The sequence below is a fragment of the Bacillus sp. UNCCL81 genome, from assembly GCF_900112535.1.
Classification (GTDB): Bacteria; Bacillota; Bacilli; order Bacillales; family Bacillaceae_G; genus Gottfriedia; species Gottfriedia luciferensis_B.
The window spans coordinates 40,216-60,234 of the sequence record NZ_FOMF01000016.1 but is presented as its reverse complement, the minus strand read 5'-3'; the positions used below and the strand labels follow the sequence as shown (position 1 = coordinate 60,234).

At 34.8% G+C, this 20,019-nt stretch carries 17 protein-coding genes and 10 tRNA genes; 3 read left to right on the top strand and 24 right to left on the bottom strand.

The annotated features are described in order from the left end of the window. Nucleotides 1-8: 8 nt before the first annotated feature. Nucleotides 9-85: transfer RNA gene (locus BM319_RS22545), tRNA-Arg, on the bottom strand. 562 nt (nt 86-647) lie between these two features. Here BM319_RS22545 and cls point away from each other — a divergent pair. Together cls and BM319_RS22535 are read left to right on the top strand one after the other, a co-directional pair. Continuing rightward, entirely contained in the window at nt 648-2,093 is a 1,446-nt protein-coding gene (gene cls / locus BM319_RS22540; protein WP_069033890.1) for a cardiolipin synthase, read from the top strand. Nucleotides 2,094-2,224: 131 nt separating this feature from the next. Continuing rightward, nucleotides 2,225-3,043, top strand: coding sequence for a M15 family metallopeptidase (locus BM319_RS22535; RefSeq protein ID WP_084006896.1), 819 nt, complete (start codon nt 2,225-2,227; stop codon nt 3,041-3,043). Nucleotides 3,044-3,122: 79 nt separating this feature from the next. Here the strand turns inward: BM319_RS22535 and BM319_RS22530 are convergent, their stop codons facing one another. The 15 genes from BM319_RS22530 to BM319_RS22460 all read right to left on the bottom strand — a co-directional run bounded on the left by BM319_RS22530 (nt 3,123) and on the right by BM319_RS22460 (nt 10,420). Next, nucleotides 3,123-3,851, bottom strand: a complete 729-nt coding sequence (locus tag BM319_RS22530; protein ID WP_069033891.1) for a GntR family transcriptional regulator — start codon at nt 3,849-3,851, stop codon at nt 3,123-3,125. 60 nt (nt 3,852-3,911) lie between these two features. Further along, nucleotides 3,912-4,694 carry a fructoselysine 6-kinase gene (frlD, locus tag BM319_RS22525; RefSeq protein ID WP_069033892.1) on the bottom strand — a complete coding sequence of 261 codons (783 nt, stop codon included), beginning with the start codon at nt 4,692-4,694 and terminating at the stop codon, nt 3,912-3,914. Nucleotides 4,695-4,757: 63 nt separating this feature from the next. After that, nucleotides 4,758-5,771 carry an SIS domain-containing protein gene (locus BM319_RS22520; RefSeq protein WP_069033893.1) on the bottom strand — a complete coding sequence of 338 codons (1,014 nt, stop codon included), beginning with the start codon at nt 5,769-5,771 and terminating at the stop codon, nt 4,758-4,760. A gap of 104 nt (nt 5,772-5,875) precedes the next feature. Continuing rightward, nucleotides 5,876-7,246, bottom strand: coding sequence for an amino acid permease (locus BM319_RS22515; RefSeq protein WP_091024782.1), 1,371 nt, complete (start codon nt 7,244-7,246; stop codon nt 5,876-5,878). Between the two features lie 23 nt (nt 7,247-7,269). Further along, nucleotides 7,270-8,091, bottom strand: coding sequence for a TIM barrel protein (locus BM319_RS22510; protein WP_091024779.1), 822 nt, complete (start codon nt 8,089-8,091; stop codon nt 7,270-7,272). A 278-nt stretch (nt 8,092-8,369) separates the two neighbouring features. Further along, nucleotides 8,370-8,452: transfer RNA gene (locus BM319_RS22505), tRNA-Leu, on the bottom strand. A gap of 13 nt (nt 8,453-8,465) precedes the next feature. After that, nucleotides 8,466-8,538 (bottom strand) — tRNA-Lys (locus tag BM319_RS22500). Nucleotides 8,539-8,735: 197 nt separating this feature from the next. Beyond that, nucleotides 8,736-8,810: transfer RNA gene (locus BM319_RS22495), tRNA-Gln, on the bottom strand. Between the two features lie 255 nt (nt 8,811-9,065). After that, nucleotides 9,066-9,140: transfer RNA gene (locus BM319_RS22490), tRNA-Gln, on the bottom strand. Nucleotides 9,141-9,453: 313 nt separating this feature from the next. After that, a tRNA-Asp gene (locus tag BM319_RS22485) sits at nt 9,454-9,529 on the bottom strand. 12 nt (nt 9,530-9,541) lie between these two features. Next, a tRNA-Val gene (locus BM319_RS22480) sits at nt 9,542-9,617 on the bottom strand. A gap of 9 nt (nt 9,618-9,626) precedes the next feature. Continuing rightward, nucleotides 9,627-9,701, bottom strand: a tRNA-Glu gene (locus BM319_RS22475). A gap of 11 nt (nt 9,702-9,712) precedes the next feature. Then, nucleotides 9,713-9,803: transfer RNA gene (locus tag BM319_RS22470), tRNA-Ser, on the bottom strand. Nucleotides 9,804-9,810: 7 nt separating this feature from the next. Next, nucleotides 9,811-9,885: transfer RNA gene (locus BM319_RS22465), tRNA-Asn, on the bottom strand. A gap of 79 nt (nt 9,886-9,964) precedes the next feature. Continuing rightward, a complete protein-coding gene (locus BM319_RS22460; RefSeq protein ID WP_069033896.1) occupies nt 9,965-10,420 on the bottom strand; it encodes a SprT family protein in 456 nt (151 codons plus the stop codon). 301 nt (nt 10,421-10,721) lie between these two features. Here BM319_RS22460 and cmpA point away from each other — a divergent pair, with 301 nt between their 5' ends. After that, nucleotides 10,722-10,832, top strand: coding sequence for a cortex morphogenetic protein CmpA (gene cmpA, locus BM319_RS22455; RefSeq protein ID WP_088044329.1), 111 nt, complete (start codon nt 10,722-10,724; stop codon nt 10,830-10,832). Here the strand turns inward: cmpA and BM319_RS22450 are convergent. The 8 genes from BM319_RS22450 to cshA all read right to left on the bottom strand — a co-directional run bounded on the left by BM319_RS22450 (nt 10,822) and on the right by cshA (nt 19,632). Then, on the bottom strand, nt 10,822-13,020 hold the full coding sequence (locus BM319_RS22450; RefSeq protein WP_286143883.1) for a Tex family protein: 2,199 nt from the start codon (nt 13,018-13,020) through the stop codon (nt 10,822-10,824). The genes cmpA and BM319_RS22450 overlap by 11 nt on opposite strands. Before the next feature lie 118 nt (nt 13,021-13,138). Next, nucleotides 13,139-13,489, bottom strand: coding sequence for a type II toxin-antitoxin system endoribonuclease NdoA (gene ndoA / locus BM319_RS22445; RefSeq protein WP_056476047.1), 351 nt, complete (start codon nt 13,487-13,489; stop codon nt 13,139-13,141). 4 nt (nt 13,490-13,493) lie between these two features. Then, nucleotides 13,494-13,775, bottom strand: a complete 282-nt coding sequence (locus BM319_RS22440; RefSeq protein WP_069033898.1) for a CopG family ribbon-helix-helix protein — start codon at nt 13,773-13,775, stop codon at nt 13,494-13,496. 138 nt (nt 13,776-13,913) lie between these two features. Then, complete coding sequence (alr, locus tag BM319_RS22435) at nt 13,914-15,086, bottom strand: alanine racemase (protein WP_091024774.1); 1,173 nt, start codon at nt 15,084-15,086, stop codon at nt 13,914-13,916. Between the two features lie 168 nt (nt 15,087-15,254). Further along, nucleotides 15,255-16,274: a LolA family protein gene (locus BM319_RS22430; protein ID WP_091024772.1), complete on the bottom strand. Its 1,020-nt coding sequence runs from the start codon at nt 16,272-16,274 to the stop codon at nt 15,255-15,257. 342 nt (nt 16,275-16,616) lie between these two features. Continuing rightward, on the bottom strand, nt 16,617-16,970 hold the full coding sequence (gene acpS / locus BM319_RS22425; protein ID WP_091024770.1) for a holo-ACP synthase: 354 nt from the start codon (nt 16,968-16,970) through the stop codon (nt 16,617-16,619). 24 nt (nt 16,971-16,994) lie between these two features. Next, nucleotides 16,995-17,960 carry a UV DNA damage repair endonuclease UvsE gene (uvsE, locus tag BM319_RS22420; protein ID WP_091024768.1) on the bottom strand — a complete coding sequence of 322 codons (966 nt, stop codon included), beginning with the start codon at nt 17,958-17,960 and terminating at the stop codon, nt 16,995-16,997. 124 nt (nt 17,961-18,084) lie between these two features. Beyond that, the gene (gene cshA / locus BM319_RS22415) at nt 18,085-19,632 is read right to left on the bottom strand and encodes a degradosome RNA helicase CshA (RefSeq protein WP_091024766.1); all 1,548 of its coding nucleotides are present in this window, start codon (nt 19,630-19,632) and stop codon (nt 18,085-18,087) included. Nucleotides 19,633-20,019 lie beyond the last annotated feature (387 nt).

Genomic DNA, 20,019 nt, shown 5'->3' with positions numbered 1-20,019 from the left:
CCGTAATATGGCGCGCCCGAAAGGACTCGAACCCATAACCTTTTGATCCGTAGTCAAACGCTCTATCCAATTGAGCTACGGGCGCATATTATAAAGTGTGTCGTCTTCGTTAGCGACTTTTACAGTTTATAACATCTAACTGTTTATGTCAACACTTTTTTAAAAGTTTTTTTAAACTTTAAAAGCTTACTACGATAAGCTTTCGTTGACTTCGTTAACTTGTCTGACGTGACTTAAACTATATTAAAGCATCGAACATTTAATGTCAACACTTTTCAAATAAAAAAAATCATAAGTTTATTACTTATTTGATTTAACTTGGTTTAAGTGCTTTTTAAGTTAATAATGTAGCTTTAAACAGTACATATTTAACGTTTCTGACAAAGTACGACTCAACAATATCCGACTTACTATAGTACAATTTAAGGACAAGACCCGATAAAAGTAGCGCAGCTCCTTTTTCTTATAAAAAAGTTCTATGTTTCATTTTTTGATATTTTAACGGGATAAATAATATTACTGTATTTTGGAGTTACTATGAAGTGTTTTCGAATACTTTGTTCTTTTATATAAAAAATATTATTAATGAGCATTAAAAAAGATATTAAACTAATATAAGGAAATTTGACTAATAGGAAGTGTGAAAAATGGATATTAATAATTTTCTTACAATCCTCCTTATCATCAATATACTTCTAGCAGGAGTACTAGTATTTATAGAAAAAAGAGATGTTGTTGCCACATGGGCGTGGCTAATGATCTTACTTTTTATACCTATAGTAGGATTTTTACTATATCTATTTTTAGGTAGGCAGCTAAAACAAAAGAATTTCTACCATCTATCGACTAAAGAAAGAACTTATCTACAATTGGCGGTTACAGACCAGGCTAATAAAATTCATAATGATCAAAGTTTTCTTCAAGATGAGCTACTATCCAAGCATTCACATTTAATTATGATGAATTTAAAGTCAGCTAATGCTTTATTAACGACAGATAACGAGATCCAAACATTTCGAGATGGACACGAAAAATTTAATTCACTATTTAAAGATATACAACTTGCCCAAAGAGAAATTAATATCCAGTACTATATTATCCAGCGTGATTCGTTAGGAAAGAAACTTAGAGATGAACTTTCGAAAAAAGCAGAAGAAGGTGTGAAAGTACGAGTCCTGTATGATGACATTGGTTCCAAAAGAATTACCCCTTCTTTTTTCAAAGAACTTGTTAAACATGGTGGCGAAGTGAGAGCTTTCTTCCCTTCATTTTTAAGACTCATCAATTTCCGGTTAAATAATAGGAATCACAGAAAACTATGTATTATAGATGGAAAAATTGCTTATATAGGTGGGTTCAATATTGGAAATGAATATCTTGGAATTGATCAGAAATTTGGTTATTGGAGAGACACTCATTTTCGTATAATGGGAGAATCAGTAAACCAAATTCAAGGTAGATTTATTTTAGATTGGCAACAAGCTACTAATCAACCTGTACATAATATAGAAGAATTCTCATTTAATAATGAAAAAAATATTGGAAGTACCCCTATCCAAATTGTTGCTAGTGGGCCAAATTCAGAAACAGAACATTTAAAAAACATGTACGTTAAGTTAATTATGTCTGCCAAAAAATGTGTTTATATTCAAACACCTTATTTTATTCCAGATACAAGTATTATGGATGCGTGTAAAATCGCAATTTTATCCGGTATCGATGTAAGAATAATGATCCCAAGTAAACCTGATCACCCATTCGTGTATTGGGCTTCTCTATCATACGCTGGAGAACTTTTATCGTATGGTGCAAAAATCTTACTTTACGAGAATGGGTTTTTACATGCTAAAACCATCGTTGTTGATCACGAAATAGCTTCAGTAGGAACTACGAATATTGATACACGTAGTTTTAAGTTAAATTTTGAAATTAATGCGATTACCTATTCAGAAGAAAAAGCTTCTGAACTACAAAACTTTTTTTTACTTGATAGTCATCATAGTAGTGAGCTTACAATTGAAAAATATCAAGAGCGATCAGTCTTAATCAGGTTAAAAGAAGCAATCTCACGCCTCTTATCTCCTATATTGTAAATAAAAAACATTACTTAATAGTAATGTTTTTTATTTTATCTTTATAGTTTCAAAATGAAAGGTGATGTGAGCCATTCTGTAGAATAATGGTTATAGTTAACAGATTATTAAAAAATCAAAGAAGGTGAAATATGAGAATTATTAAGAAGATATTTGTATTTTTTTCCACTCTTTCATTTCTATCGATAAGTTTCTTTACAAATCCAACATCTACCTATGCAGCAAATAAAGTTTATACTGTAACTGCAAATAAATTGAATGTCCGTGGTGGGCCTAGTACATCATATAAGTTGATCGGTTCAGTTAAAAAAGGCCAACTTTTAACGGTTATTAATAAACACTCCAATGGATGGTATAAAATTAAGTTTAAAAAGACAATAGGATTTATAAATGGAAAATATGTGATAGCGGAGTTCAATAACGTTAAATCATTAGATAAAAGTATTATTGTTGATTTGAAATATAACACAACTAATAACTTCACTGGCAAACGTATTTATAATTTTAGTCAAGCAATACTTAGGACAAGTACAGCAAAAAAATTAGCAAAAGCAAACGCAATACTTAAAAAACAAGGATATATAATTAAAGTATGGGATGCTTACCGACCTTTATCTGCACAACAAACACTTTGGAACGCATATCCTAATTCGGATTATGTAGCTAAACCTGATCCTAAAAATATCCGTGGACACCAACTTGGTGCAACGGTGGATATAACACTATGTACTTTAGATGGAAAAGAAGTACAAATGCAATCTAATTTCGATGATTTTTCTTCACGAGCATCTCGAAGCTATAAACGAAGCAGTGTACAGGAAAAGAGTTATCATATTATGGATAAGGCAATGAGACAAGTAGGTTTTGTAGGCTATTCTAAAGAATGGTGGCATTACTCAGATAATAATCAAAACTTTAAAGCTATCCAGGTAAATCCTGCAAATTATTAATAAAAAAACTCACTTTTGAATAAAATCAAAAGTGAGTTTTTTTATTAAAATATGTAATTCATATAAAATAGAGTTAACTCTATTTTGTACGATGAACGGTTAAGGTTACTTTACTTGTTTCACACATAAACGTTGAAAGGTGGACAGGTTCCTCATTTGAATCGTAGGCAATTTTTAGGATTTTAAAAAGATTGGCTCCTATATCGCATTCAAGGTAATTGGCATATACTTTTGTCGCTCCTATTACGTCGATAATTTTATCGTTGCTTAGGATTTCTGTATTATAGTCCTTTGAGAGTACTTTATATGTAGATTCGTCTGTTGCAATTTTCTTTTCCAAATCAGGAAAACGAGTTAGTGAATAATGTGCAATATCATAAAAAAGTGGACGTTCATTCACATACATAAGTCGCTCAAGCTCAAGTACTCGACTTCCCTCTTCAACTTTAAGATGTTCTGCAACATCCTTTGATGCCGGGATGACTTCACTTCTAAGGATTCGGGAATTTGGAATCATTCCTAGTTGGTGACTAAACTCTGAGAATCCGCTTACAGATAACAGTTCATTATTAAACTTATTTGAAGCTACAAACGTGCCCCTACGTGGTATGCGTGTTAATGTACCATCCTTCACTAATTCCTCAATGGCCTTTCGAATAGTGATTCGACTGACATTATACATTTCACAAAGCTCAGCTTCTGTGGGAATCTGTTGATCTGGTTTATATTTCCCTTGTTGAATATCATTCTGTAGCATTTGCCTAATCTGCATATAGAGAGGTTGTGGGGTTGAAGAATTTAGGTTCATAATTTTCATCCTATCCGTCAATGTTTTTCAACATTATTATACACTGCCGACTAGTTATCGTCACCATGCACCGAAATAGCCAATTGTTTTTGCAGCCGTTTTAGTTCCCAATTCCAAACACTGTTCGATCGAAAAGCCCTGTAAAGTACCATAAATATATCCAGCTATGAAAGAATCTCCTGCTCCCATCGTATCTACAACGTTATCTTCCAATACACCAAATTGATAAAAATGTTTCCCATCGAAAGCTAGAGATCCATTTTCTCCAAGCGTGGCAACGGCAACCTTGGATCCTTGTGTTTTTACATCCTTTAAAAATCCCCTGATAAACTCATCATCCTTTTTATAAGAAAAAAAGGAATAGTCCACATAACAAGGTAGCGTCTTTACTAAATCGTGCTCTAACTGGTCTGAAAAATCAAATGCAGTAAGCAATCCTTTTTGTTTAAAAAGTGGATAATACTCCTCAACATGTCCCCATATACCAGCGTGGACAAGTTGATGGGTTTGAATAAACTCCTGTTCTTCACCAGTTAATGTGAACTGGGCCATTACCCCTTCATCGTAATCTCCAAAATGGCGGTCATTATTAACCAATTCTACATGGGTAACTGCTGTTTTTCCTATCTTTTTAGAAATAAATGATGTATCGACCCCCTTACTTTGAATCGATTTAATCATTTGTTCACCAAAGGAATCACTTCCAACCCAACCTATATACGAAGAGTCTGCCCCAAGCTCTTTTAAGTAGACAGCAACATTTACCGGATTTCCTCCAGGATACACTTTCTCGTTTGCAAGATAGACATCCATACAGTTATCGCCGACTGTAACAATTCTCATCTAATCCCAACCTTCTTTTTAATCTAAGAAACGAGCACTACTATGTAGTGCCCACTAATTTTTTTAATATTCTACTTTACGGTAGTATCTTCTTAGGTCTAATGAGTGATTTCTTTCCCTTTCAAGGTAAACACTAATTCGACTTAAAACTGCCCAGTTAACACTGACAGAAAAGTGTTTTCTAAATTCCTCACTAATACCTAGCAATTCAAAGTCCTTTGTATCAATAACAGTTAATTGATTCGTAATTTTTTCCGCAAACCTTTCTACTCGATCCATCAATGGTCTTGTTTCATCTTCACCTTTCAGTAAAATAACACTAGTATCTTCAACTACTAGCTCAAGCGTACCATGGAAAAACTCCGCTGCATGGATGGATTTTGTGTGAATCCATTGCATTTCCTCCAAAATGCACATTGCATATGAATAAGTGTTACCCCATAAGTTACCTGAACCCACCATCATATGATAATCTGTATCCTTATGTTTAATAGCAAATTCCTCAGCCTTATTATCAAAGTCTTTTACAGCAGCTAAAATAGCTTGTGGCAACAAGGAAACTTCTTTTGTGAACTGTTCATATTGCTGAAATTCATTGTTATTATACATGAAGCGAAATACTACGATGTACAACAGCATAAAGAATGTATCAAACGAATGTTTTTCCGAGCCGGTTGTAATACAGTAATCTACTACTTGCGTTAATGGAGTATTTGGTTCCGCTACTAAAGCAATTGTAGTAGCCCCTCTTTCTTTACAAAACTCTGCCGCCGCTACAGTTTCTTGTGTTGTCCCTGAAACTGAGGTGAAAATACATACGGAATCCTTTGAAAAGTGCTTATTGTTCATGACCATAAACTCGGCTGCGATTTCGGCATGTACATTGATTGTAGAGTTTGATTCTAAAATATATTTATAAGGATACATCATTGCAATCGTTCCGCCAGCACCAATCAGGAAAAGATTGCTGTAACCTTTTTGACAGATTGAATCTACGATATCCTCAATTTTACTTCTAAATGCAAGTCCTTCTTTTTCTACAAGTTTTAAAAATAACGCTTCATCAAATTTTAACATGGTTAGATCCCCCTAAAACATATTTGTTATGCCTTGTATTATAATTAAATATAACAAATAAAGCAATTGCTTTTTCAAAAAATTAAGAAGCTAGCAAAAGTTCACTAGCTTCCTGAGATAATTGAATTCTTCTTTGTTACTAGATTACCGTCATTTTTCTTATTCGGACCGTACCGTTTTTCCCAGTAAAAGTAAACAGGTAGTCCGGTAGCGATGACAATGAATGCTGCTACCATCCCTTGCCATGGAGCCCAAGTAAACGTACCCCAAGCAAGCCAAGAAGCTCCAAGAATTGCTAAAATCGTCGTTAGTCTCCACATTGGCATCCTGTAAATCGGGTTATAGTCCTCACGCTTACGGCATTTATAAACTGCTACAAAATCCAAAATATTAATCACTAATTGAATTAATGTAAAATAGCCTAGTAAAGTCGTTAAATTAGTTGCAAAAACTAGAATACATGCATAGGTAACTTGAACAATAATTGAAAAACTTGGAGTTTCATACTTTGGATGGACACGACCAAAACGCTGGAAAAACAGCCCGTCCTTCGCCATCGCGTATTCTAACCTAGGCTGAAACATGATACATGAACTTAGTGAGCCTAAAATAACGATAATTGCAGTAATCGCAACAAACGAAGAAGCAATATGAGATAGGCCTGGTATATACTTAACCGCATCAGAAACAGCTGCACTAGAACTCATCAATTTACTAAAAGGCATTAACCCAATTACACAGACTGCAAGCAAAGTATACAAAATTAATACAATAAAGACAGAACTAATCAAGGCACGAGGTAGCGTTTTTCCGGGATTTTTAAATTCACCTGCCATAAAACAAATAGCGGCCATACCGGTATAAGCCCATGTTGTAGCAGAGACACCACCGATTAGACTTGTTTTTACCACTTCTCCATGAGCCGTATAGGAGAAGTTCCCCGGGTGCATATACATTAAACCTAGAACAATAACGATAATGAACGGAATGATTTTCACAGCGGTAATAATTACTTGAAAAAGCCCGCCCTCTTTTACACTTCGATAATGAATTGAAGTAATTATTAAAATTATCGCAACCCCTAACAACTTGCCAGCAACTCCAGAGAAAAACGGGAAAAAGCTTGCCAAGTATGAAACGACTGCTAGAGCCATAATTGAAATTGAAGGTGGATCAAGCGCCCAAAATGTTGCCCATCCATATAAAAAGGCTAAAGGTCTCCAGCCTGCTTTATTCAAATAGACGTAACCGCTTCCATTTTCAGGATAAGCAGTCGACAACTCAGCAAGAACCATCACTTGCGGAATAGCAATAATACCACCAATAATCCAAGCTAAAATAGAAATAGAAGGGGTTCCCGCTGCTTTTGCTACATCACCAGACGAGACAAAGATACCTGATCCTACAGTCGTACCAACAGCAATTGCTAATGCCGACCAAAATCCGAGCTTTCTTGTAAGCGTAGTATTACTCATAAAGGCTCCTCCAAATTTTTAGATTATACAATTCCTAATTCATTTAGTTTAACTAAGGATTTTTTAACAGCATCTAGTGGATTTTGATAGTAAGTTGACCCCATTATTTCAAGAGTGAATGCCCCATCGTATTGGTGCTTTTGCACGCTTTTCACATATTCCCTCCAATGTAAATTACCATCATCTAAAGCAAGATGAGAATCTGTCTTGCTATCACCATCTATTAAATGGAAATGACATAACTCAGGAAGCAATAAGAAAAAATCATCTGGTGTTTCACCCGCCAAGTTCATAGCAACGGTATCAATCATCCCTTTTAAGGAAGGGAATTTTATTTCATCAACCATTCTCTTTAATCCCTGTGTATTAATAATTAAATTAGATTCAAATCTTGTTAAAGGTTCTAGTGCAAGTGTGATCCCCTCGTGCTCTGCCACCTTTGTAATTTGATATATTGATTCACTTACATATTTCCATGATTCTTCTTTTGTTAGGGAGAAATCGCCAATCCCTGAAGTAATTAGCATCTTATCAGTATCCAACTCCACCGCAGAGTGAATATTTTCAATAAAATAATCAATACTCTTTTTTCGCCAATTTGAATCTGAAGCAGCAAGGTTGTATGGATAAATGCATTGTTCTGGAGTATAGCAGACTATTTCCATACTTCTAGCCTTAATTTCTTTCTTTATCTCTCTCAAATTGCAAAGCAAGTTTCTATAAACATAGAGGTGAGGTTCACCAGCCCATAATTCAATGCTACTGATGCCTAATTGGTCCATACAATCAAAAAAATATTGGATAGGATAATGCTTGAATGTAATATTCATCCCTGCTACTTTCATTAATTACCTCCTTTCTTTCAAAGTTGTTTTATTTGTTATGCTTTGTATTATAATCAAGAATAACATAAAATACAATAAATTTTAAAAATTTTTAATATTCATTTTTAAAACCTACAAAGTCCAGATTCCAATCAAACAATGATTTTAAGAAACGGTTTACCAATACTTCTAAAGTTTAGTACCTTACTTCAACTTAACCTATAAAATTCAAACAATTTTTAAACACAAAAAAGGCCTCTACATTACGTAGAAGCCTTATTACTTATTATATAATTTGATGCGGCCGAGAGGACTTGAACCTCCACGGAGAAACCTCCACTAGGCCCTCAACCTAGCGCGTCTGCCATTCCGCCACGACCGCGAATAAACAAAAGTGAGCCATGAAGGATTCGAACCTTCGACCCTCTGATTAAAAGTCAGATGCTCTACCTACTGAGCTAATGGCTCGTAATAACAAAGTTTATAAAATATAGCCTGTTTCTAAAAGACGTTCTTGCCCCAGAGAGCAATTACACTTTCATAATATAAGATATTACAATTATAACTAAAAACCATATATTTTTAAACCAACTTACTGTTTACACGATCGCGTCTAAGATAAAAGCCAATCCCCTTACCTTAAACATATTTATAAAAAACTAAAATGGCTGGGCTACCTGGATTCGAACCAGGGCATGACGGAATCAAAATCCGTTGCCTTACCGCTTGGCTATAGCCCATTGATTTAACTGCATGCTCTACTTCCACGAGTATGCTACATGAACCTGCACCGCAGGATTTTTTTATGTTGTATTGTTTTAACCCCTCGAATCTACTCCTCAAGATAAAAACAATCCGACATTTCGGTATACATCTTTTTATAGAATACGAGTAATCTTCATGAGCTTTTACCTCTTGAATCAACCTCTCAAGATAAAAAACAATCCGACATCCTAAAAAAATACAAATATACTCTATCTTACAAAAAAACAAAATGGCTGGGCTACCTGGATTCGAACCAGGGCATGACGGAATCAAAATCCGTTGCCTTACCGCTTGGCTATAGCCCATTGATTTAGCATCATGAACTAACTCCCTCGAATTAACTACATGAACCCACACCGCAGGATTTTTTTTATGTTGTAATGCCTCTACCTCTCGAATAATCTCCTCAAGATAAAAACAATCCGACATTTCGACACTCATCTTTATAAAAGATACGAATATCCTACATGAACCCACACCGTAGAATTTGTATTGCTTCTACCTCTCGAATTACTCCTCAAGATAAAAAACAATCCGACATTCAATCCAACTCCAACCATCCACTCTTACTAATTTTCTCCAAATAAAGAAAAAAATACTACAATTTGTAGTAATTAGTGGCGGTCCCGACCGGGATCGAACCGGCGATCTCCTGCGTGACAGGCAGGCATGTTAACCGCTACACCACGGGACCATATGAAGTTAATGGTGGAGGATGACGGGCTCGAACCGCCGACCCCCTGCTTGTAAGGCAGGTGCTCTCCCAGCTGAGCTAATCCTCCAGGATAAAATGGTGACCCGTACGGGACTCGAACCCGTGTTACCGCCGTGAAAGGGCGGTGTCTTAACCGCTTGACCAACGGGCCAAAAAAAAATATGGCAGAGAAGAAGGGATTCGAACCCTCGCACCGCGTAAACGATCTACACCCTTAGCAGGGGCGCCCCTTGAGCCACTTGGGTACTTCTCTATAATAATGGCTCCGCAGGTAGGGTTCGAACCTACGACCACTCGGTTAACAGCCGAGTGCTCTACCACTGAGCTACTGCGGAAAAATACTAATCTTTTCATCAGGTGCTGAAACATGATGACAAGTATTAATATAAACTAAATGCATATTAGATGTCAACACTATTTATATAGTTTTAATGGACTTTTGCATAATCCACATACATAGCGGTTTATGTCCACTTTTCTTTTTCTTAAGAAAGCTTGCCCACACCCTGAACATCTATATTTATACTTATATGAATGCGTTCTTTTTTTTATTGAATTTAGTGGTTTGCAATACCTAGGAGCACCTACCTTTTTTAATAGCTCTTTAAAATCTCTATCTTCGTGTTTATAGCCTTTCTTCATAATATGAAGATGATAATGACAGAGCTCGTGTAATATGATCCCTTTTAACTCTTCAATTCCGTGTTCTTCATAATAAAACTTATTTAATTCGATATTGCTTGTTTTTAATAAATACCTACCACCAGTTGTCCTCAATCTAGTATTAAAAGAAGCTTGGTGGAGAAATGGTCGATCGAAATAAGTGATTGATAGTTCTTCAACCAGTTTTTGTATCTCCTCATTATCCATTTATGAATCTCCATCCTTTTTTTCTCTTTATTCTAACTGAACAACTCACAAATTCTTGGGTATGCGCATACATTAAACTTACAAATGAGAATTTCAAAAGATCTTATTAGTACGATTTATGCTAAATGGGCTGCTCTTAGTAAATCTCTCTACAACGGCGTAATTTTTACTATCAAAATGAACAATACAGTTATCCTTTTTATACAATGTATCGGAAGGTTACCCCTCACTCATTTATTTCATCGCCCATCCTCAAAAAAGATGGGCGAAGATTTTTAAGTTGGAGGTTTTCATCATGGTAATGCCTAGTTGGCTTAAAACTCAAATTCAAAAAGCATTTTATGAAAAAAACCGTTATCAAATTAAATTATTGAATCAATGTTGGTTTTATTATCAAAAAATTAAGCTTTGACGATTTCTTTCGATTCAATTGGTAGCATAGATAAACCTACTCTTTGTTTCTTTTGGTCTACTTCAGCAATCCATACTTTTACTACTTGACCTACCGATACAACATCAAGTGGGTGCTTAATAAATTTACTACTCATTCTAGAAATATGAACAAGGCCATCGTTCTTTAATCCAATATCAACAAACGCACCAAAATCGACTACGTTTCTTACTGTTCCTTCAAGTTCCATCCCTATTTTTAGGTCTTCAATTTGAAGAACATCTTGGCGAAGGATTGGTGCTGCTAATTCATCTCGTAAATCTCTTTCAGGTTGCATTAATGATGCAAAAATATCTTTTAACGTAATTTCACCAATATCTAGTTGCTCTGATACTTCTTTTAAATTAATCGTTTTTAACTGTTCTTTCAATTCATTTGAACCAATTTGACTCGTTGAGAAATTTAATTGCTTTAATAATTTTTTTACTTGTATGTAACTCTCCGGGTGAATACTTGTACGGTCTAATGGCTCATCTCCTTCAAGAACACGTAAAAATCCAATACATTGCTCATATGTTTTAGCGCCTAATCTCGGTATTGTTTTAAGCTCTTTTCGGTTTGTAATTTTTCCTTTTTCATCACGATAATTAACAATATTTTTCGCTACTGTTTTAGACAAGCCCGATACGTATTGAAGTAATGAAACTGATGCTGTATTTACATTTACACCAACTTGGTTAACAGAAGTTTCAACGACAAATGATAATGATTCATTTAAGCTCTTTTGAGACACATCGTGTTGATATAATCCTACCCCAACAGATTTCGGATCAATTTTAACTAGTTCTGCTAATGGATCTTGTAGTCTTCTAGCAATTGATACAGCGCTTCGTTCCTCAACTTGGAAATCTGGGAACTCTTCTCTTGCTAGCTCAGATGCTGAATAAACACTTGCGCCAGCTTCATTTACGATTACATAGTAAGTATTATTTTTCATTTCTTTTAAAATACCAGATATAAACAGCTCTGTTTCTCTCGAAGCCGTACCATTTCCAATTGCGATCATTTCTATTTTATATTTGATAAGAATATCTTTAATTTTTGCAATTGCTTGTTCTCGTTTATTTCTTTGAACCTCTTCCCTTTCTCCTCTGAAAGGATGAGGGTAAATCACATCTATTTTGAGTACTTTGCCCGTCTCATCTACTACTGCTAGTTTACAACCTGTACGAAATGCAGGGTCTACTCCTAGAACGATTTTCCCTTTTAATGGTGGTTGTAGTAATAATGAACGCAAGTTTTCTGAGAAAATATTAATCGCGTGTGAATCAGCTTTTTCAGATAATTCTTTACGAATCTCTCTTTCAATTGAAGGCTGAATTAATCTTTTATATGCATCTTCAACGACTTCCATTAAGATTGGTCGTACAAAAGTATCCTTTGTAATAACTCTTTTTTCTAAGTATAAAATAATCTCATCAAAAGGAGATTGAATTGCAACCTTTAAAATATCTTCTTTTTCAGCACGATTCATGGCTAATATTCTATGTGGAACAATCTTTGAAATTGGTTCAGAGTACTCGTAATACATTTCATATACTTTTTTCTCGTCTTTTTCGGAGTCTTTTACCGTACTATCAATCGTTCCCTTTTTGAAAGTGACTTCACGAATCCACTTGCGATAAGTAGCATCATCTGCAATCCATTCCGCAATAATATCTTTTCCACCTTGAATAACTTCATCAACTGTATTAACTTCTAGTTCAACATTTATGTATTTTAACGCTTCATCCGCAAGTGAACCTTCATTTGGCATTGAAAATAACCATTCTGCAAAAGGTTCTAACCCTTTATCTTTTGCAACTGTAGCGCGAGTTCTTCTTTTTTCTTTATATGGTCGGTATAAATCTTCAACTTCTTGTAGCTTTGTAGCTAATGTAATACTTTTACGTAAGTCTTCAGTCAGTTTCCCTTTTTCCTCAATTAAACGGATTACTTCATCTTTTCTAGTTTGAAGATTTACAGCATACTCATATTTTTCTAAAATGGAATGAATTTGCACCTCATCTAGAGAACCCGTTTTTTCTTTTCGATACCTGGCAATAAAGGGAATCGTATTTCCTTCTTCCTTTAATTCAATTACAGTAGCTACTTGTTTTGTAGTAATCGATAAATCAGATGCAATTTTATTAATCAATTGTTGTGACAAAAATAACGCCTCCAATTTTTTGGCAATTTTAACAGACCTAAAATAACCCTTTCAAGACGAAAGGGTTACAAAACAATTTATTATAATCTATGTAGGTAAAGCTGCTATAAAAGCAACTTTAAAAATCAACAAGTCCTAAACTGATTTGCAACGCTTCGTCAACCTGATCCATCATCTCATCATCAAGATGTGTTATCTTATCGGTTAATCGTTGTTTGTCAATCGTTCGAATTTGTTCTAGTAGTATAACCGAATCACGTTCAAATCCATATTTTTTAGCATCGATTTCAACATGTGTTGGAAGCTTTGCTTTTTGGATTTGTGCTGTAATCGCAGCGACTATAACGGTAGGACTAAAACGATTACCGATATCATTTTGTATTATGAGAACCGGACGAACTCCACCTTGTTCTGAGCCAACTACAGGGGAAAGGTCTGCAAAATATACGTCGCCACGTTTTACTATCAAGTGATTACCCCCCGCTAACTAAGCGCTCCACTTTAGAATCCGCTTCAGACTCAGCATAGAATGACTCAGAAGATATTAATAAGTTGATTTTAGCCATTTCCATGTATCCACGTCGCATTTGTTCGCGACTTTGGCGTCTTTTACGATCTTTTAAAAACATCTTAGTCGCTTGATAAATATACTCATTTCGATTACCGTTTTCTTGCTTTACTAATCCATCTAGTTCGCTTACTACATGTTTTGGTAAACGTACTGTTATTTCAGTTGTCGCATTTAGTTCGGACAAGTTTCAGCACCTCCAGAATCAACTATTACCCATATATCTCCCTATACTACATCATACCATTATTTTCAGTGATTGGAAAGACACATATCTTCGTTTATCTTAACCAAATAACAGTGTTTCATACTTTAATACATCAAATTACAATTTATCTGATACTAGATAATTACTTATGGACTTAATATTTCCATCCTTTTTATATACCCTTGGTACTCTATGATTTATAAGGCAAGTTACTTCATAGTTGATTGTATTCATATGTGTAGCGACTTCCTCAGCCGTTACTGCTCCATCCTTACTTTCTCCTATTAAAGTTACTTTTGTACCAACAGGATAATGTTTAGAAAGCTTGATCATACACTGATCCATACAAACTCTACCAACGATTTCTGCCTTTTCACCTTCAACCAACACAGAAAATCCTTGCATATCTCTAAGCCAGCCATCTGCATACCCAACTGGTAACGTCGCAATCCACTCAGAATCAGAAGTAAAATACGTTGCACCATAGCTTACACCACTATTAGCTGGTAATTGCTTAATATGAGAGATTTTCGTATAAAGCGATAGTGCTGGTTTTAATGTAAATGGTAACATTGGTTTTATTTCTAAAGATGGAGTTAAACCATACATGATAATACCAACACGTACAGTATTAAATAAATTTGTTTCTAATGCAGCCGCTGCACTATTAGCACAATGAATTAGCTCTGGAGAGAATCCACTGCTCTTAACCCATTCTATACATTCATAAAATTTGTCGACTTGCTCTTTAAAATAGGATCTATTTAGCTCATCTGCAGTAGCGAAATGTGTAAACAAACCTTCCAGTATAATTGATGGATTTTTTCGTAAGATCGATGCAGCTTGCTCCCATTCAGATTTTGTTTTTAGGCCTAATCTACCCATCCCAGTATCAAATTTAATATGAATCATTGTACGATCTGTGCTTTTTAGATTTTTAGAAATACCTTCTAACCAATCAACATTATATGCCGTTAAAGTTAATTTATTCTTGATGGCAACGTTAATATCCTCTGGTCTAGTAGCTCCTAAAACTAATATCGGCGCCTCTATACCCGCGTTACGCAGAAAAATCCCTTCATCAATAAAAGCAACTAATAATCTTGTTGCTCCAGACTCCAATGCTTGTTTCGCTACTTCAACGTAACCATGTCCATATGCATTCGCTTTTAAAGCTACATATATTTCTTGATGATTAGGGTAAAGCGATACAATATTTTTGATGTTTTCCTCAATTGCATCTAAGTCTACTTCTACCCAAGTGTCGCGATAAAATGATGTTTCTGTCATGATCTACACTTCCTTATCGATTTACCCATTACTCTTTTTTATATGTGTAAAATTATTTGCTTATTTTACTATAAATGTCAACCAATATACTACTCATTTATAGTTTATTTAAAATTTAAAAAGGCGTGATAAAGCATCATCACGCCCTTTTTAAGTTTGAAAAAAATATTATTTTGTGCCTGTATCTCCGACTGATTGGGCAACTTGAATTAACTCACCTTGAGTTAAGTTTTTAGAAACAATCGTGAAATCTGTTCCACCGTATGACCATGTAATCATCTTATCTGATAAAGCTCCTACTGTTTTACCTAAATCTACTGGTTCACCAGTGATTTCCATCGTTGTTCCAGACTCTGAAATTCTTGCTTTTTCCTCTATTAAAGTAAACGATTTTTTATCACCTTTATATGAAAGTATAACCTGAACACCATTGTTCGTTTTTACTTCTTGTTGGTCATCTAACACAACACCCTTCATTAAATAATTAGGGTAAAGTGTAACTAATAAATTAGGATCATTATTTGGATTTGTAGATGTAGGTACACTTAAACGAGCGCTTGTCATATTTTTCTTCACATCAAAAGCATCATTATCAAACTTTGCATTGTATTGTACTTTATCGAATTTAACATCCAACACAACATTTTTATCTGTATCTAATAGTTTTACTGATTCTGGTGTCAGACCTTTTTTATTAAAAGTAATTTCTTGTGTTGGGAGCAATTGTCTATTTGTGTAATTTGTTTTTGTTTCAAACACATACCCTAGTTTAGTTGTTTTAAACGTTGCATTCTTATCTTGTACTAAGTCATTAACTAATGATTCCGGTAAATATGGCTGACTGCTGTTTGATGGCCAATCACTTTGGAAGCGATAGCTTTTATTTAATGCTGGCGTTAAAACAAACACACCCTCTTTGTTTCTTAAAATAATTTGGTTTTGATCACTCTTAGCATTTTTTAATTGTACTCGGTAGTAGGAAGGCTTTTTATGCCAAATGACTACTTCATACTTTTGAGGATCATTCCCATTATTAATCGTTAATGTTGCATCAGCCTTATAGCCATTCATTTTTTCCATCTGATTGCTAAGTGAACCTACGACATCATCTTTCGATTTCTTGCCACATGCAGCCAATGATAGTACTAACATGATTGTCAAAAGCATCGCTACAAGCTTTTTCTTCATCTCCCCAGCTCCTTTATTCCTCTTAAATTGTAAAAAAGAGAATTTTATGCAAAGGCTTATGAATAAATGTGCGCGAGTAGCTTAGAAGTATAATCTGGATTTATTCATGCACGTTGCAACCTTGCTTCTCATATCCTCATGAAACTATATGAGGTCAAGCTCTAAAATATGCAGACTAGCATGACAAGCTAATTTAAAAAATTTAAAGAAAACGCTCTGATTAGCGAAGGCTGTATGTGAAGACAATGTTGTTACACATATTAATTAATCTTTAAAATTTAGCAACTACGTCGAGTACAAAAAAAGAAAAGCCACTCAAAAGAGTGACTGTTTAAAAGGGTATTATATTTGCTGTAAGACTACTTGAGCAGCTGCATAATGTTCAGTATGCGTAATTGATAAAAACGGTATAAATGGCAAATCAACGGTTAATACAGGCTTACCTTTTTCGTCATTTAAGATTTCAATATCATGAAACCCTAATTCTTTCCCAATTCCTGTACCAAAAGCTTTTGAACAAGCTTCTTTTGCGGCGAATCTTCCTGATAAAAATTCAAGTTTTCTTCGTTCTGATAAGTTGTCGTATATTTCATATTCTGCTTCTGTTAAAATCCTTTTCGCAAACCGTGGCTGCGAGCTTATAATTTCTTTCATTCGTTCAATTTCTACTAAATCTAATCCAATACCTACGATCATATTCCACACCCTAACTGTCGAGTACTACGGTTTAAAATAAAAGCTTGAATCATTAATTATTTCAATAGACGGATGAGCTTTCATATCATCCATTAATTGAAATAGTGCATTATCTTTTTGCTTTGCTTCAATCATACAATCAATTTGCTTAACCGAGCCATAAATTTCATTTAAAAATGTAATAAACATGTTAGGGTCCACAAAATCAGCATGAGCACGTATGTCTTTCTCATCTCTAGGACTTGATATATGCATTTTCATAGGCAAGTTTGAAGTTTTCCATGTATCAACTGCATAACCCCAATTTTTTACCCAATCTTCATTTGTATGATTAACTAGATGATGATGATAGTCAAATACAAGTGGGACTCCTAATTTTTCACAAGCAAATAAAGTTTCATCAAACGTAAATGTAGTATCATCATTTTCAAACATTAGCATTTTTTGAATTTGCGCAGGAACAAGGCTAAAATTCTCTATTAATTGTTCCAGTGATTTTTCCTTATCATCATACCCTCCACCAATATGGAGTACACATCGTTGTTCTGTATTAATCTTCATCGCTTTTAAAAGCTGATAATGCATTTTCAAGGTTTTTACCGATGTTTTTAATAGGTCTTCATCAGTTGAATTTAAGATTACGAAATGATCCGGATGAAAATCAATCCTCATTTCATTCGTAATTGCAAATTTACCTAATTCAAGTAAACTTTCCTTTAATGGCTTTATGTAATTCCAGTCTGCTACTTCTTCATGATTTGCTAAAGGGATTAATTTACTGCTCAGGCGAAAAAAAGATATATCATGTGCTTTGTTGTGCTTTAGTAGTCTTAGACAGTTATTAATATTAGTATTAGCAATTTGCTCTAGCTTACGAATCGCCGCATCTTTATCCTTTTGTTTTAAAAATTGAGTAACCGTCATTGTCTTTGATGGTGAGGCGTTTTGTAAATTCATACTCATTGCGACATATCCAAGTCTTACTAACATTTTTATTCCAACTCTCATACGTTTTTAGTTAGTGTATGGAATCTGTCCAAATTCACACAGCTTTTATATTAAATGACAATAAAAAAGGTACATGGAATATTATCCATGCACCTTATCTATTATCTTATTTACTGCTGTCTTGTGGTTTGCGTTGTCCACCACGGTTGTTATCGCGAGAACCTTCGTTACGTTTGCCACGGAAGTTTCCTCCACGGTTGTCACGGTCTCCACGACGTCCATCTCCACGACGATTATCGCTACGACGTCCATCTCCACCGCCACGTCTATTTTCACCACGACGGTATCCACCGCCGCCGCCACCGTTTCCTCCGCGTCCGCCACGGTCACGTTTGACCATTGGTGGCTCATCAGTTAAACGAACTGGTGTTTCATTAGGCTCTTTTGTTAACATTTTTAAAGCTGCAGCTACAACACTTACAGAATCATGCTCTTCAAGTAATTCTTCTGCAATACGTTTGTAGAACGCTAAATTATCACTTTCCATAGTCGAAGTTAATTTTTCTGCAATGATACGTTGTTGACTTTCAATTGCTTCGTCTAATGTAGGTGCAGTCATACGTTCCATACGACGTTTAGTTGTACGCTCGATATTTTTTAATTGATTAAACTCACGAGGAGTAATAAATAACATCGCTATACCTGATTTCCCAGCACGTCCTGTACGTCCAATACGATGAACGTAGCTTTCAGGATCTTGAGGAATATCAAAGTTGTATACATGTGTAACGCCAGAAATATCTAATCCACGAGCTGCTACATCAGTTGCAACTAAAACATCAATTGAACCAGCTTTAAATTTACGAAGTACTTGCTCACGTTTTGCTTGTGATAAATCACCATGAATACCTTCTGCAGCATAACCACGTAAGTTTAACGCTTCTGATAATTCATCAACACGACGTTTTGTACGTCCGAAAATAATTGCTAATTCTGGTGTTTGAATATCTAATAAACGTGTAAGAACGTCAAATTTTTTCTTTTCTTGAACTTCAATAAAATGTTGTTCAATGTTCGGCATTGTAACTTCTTTTGCTTTTACTTTTACGATTTGTGGATTTGTCATGAAAGTTTCTGCAATGCGACGAATTGGATCAGGCATTGTAGCAGAGAAAAGAAGTGTTTGTTTGTTTTCTGGAACTTCTTTTAAGATCGCTTCAATATCTTCAATGAATCCCATGTTTAACATTTCATCCGCTTCATCTAAAACAACTGTGTTTACATTGTTTAAGCGAATTGTACGGCGGTTAATATGGTCTTGAATACGACCTGGAGTTCCAACAATAATATGTGGGAATTTTTTTAATGAACGCATTTGACGATTAATATCTTGTCCACCGTATATTGGAAGGATTTTTACACCTTTATTCATACCAATTTTGTGTAATTCTTCACCAACTTGAATAGCTAACTCACGTGTAGGTGCGATAACAAGTCCTTGGACATTGTTACTATCTACATCAATTTTTTCTAGTAATGGAATACCAAAAGCGGCAGTTTTACCAGTACCAGTTTGCGCTTGACCAATTACATCATGGCCTTGTTTTGCTAATGGAATAGTCTGCGCTTGAATTGGAGTAGCTTCCTCGAAGCCTAATTTTTCAATCGCAAACAGGATCTTACTACTTAATCCTAATTCTTGAAATGTTGTCAATTTGGTTAATCTCCTTTGTATCTCAATTGATCTATAAAAATTTAAAAAAATTATATGTTTCGTGACTGTTCATATGGAAGGTTCGTTTTTAGTGGAAAACAATAGTCCGAAGTATCATGAAAAGGAAACAATATCTACCCATTATACGGACATTCTATCTAAAAAGCAAATGAAGTTATATTCTAACAATTTGATTTCCAAACTATATTTTGCCCTTATATTATAGTTAAATTCACTATAAAATCATGTTTATAGCCTTCTTCATCCCTTATATTACGAACAGTTTTCATTTGTTAAATTACGCGTAAAAAGTTTTCACTTCGCATATTTTTACATACAAGAAGCGAAGAGCAGAAGCAGAACGAATGGAATAAGGAAATTTTTTAA